Annotated in this window: 1 pseudogene; it reads right to left on the reverse strand. The window is 49.8% G+C overall.

Annotated features, from left to right (window positions below):
* A pseudogene (locus BP858_RS03840) lies at window positions 1-251 on the reverse strand (acylphosphatase); the annotation flags it as partial.

Raw genomic sequence — 251 nt, forward strand, 5'->3', positions numbered from 1 at the left:
TCCTGCTTGTCCAGCATCTGGTCCTGTTTCTTCAAACTCAGTTCAGAATTCTCCAGCGTCTGATACATGATTGTGCCGGCGAAATCAACCCTCTCAAACAGTTCCTCCTGGAGATCTCCGCGAATGATCTCAAAACTTGTGAACTCCCCGGTTGCTTCCTGCCATTTGATAGTGAATGATTTGACCGCGATCGGGTAGCGGATGATATTGATCCTGTCGACGAGGGCGCGAAGATCCTCTTCACTTCCCTC

The sequence above is a fragment of the Methanoculleus sp. UBA413 genome (assembly GCF_002502935.1).
Classification (GTDB): Archaea; Halobacteriota; Methanomicrobia; order Methanomicrobiales; family Methanoculleaceae; genus Methanoculleus; species Methanoculleus bourgensis.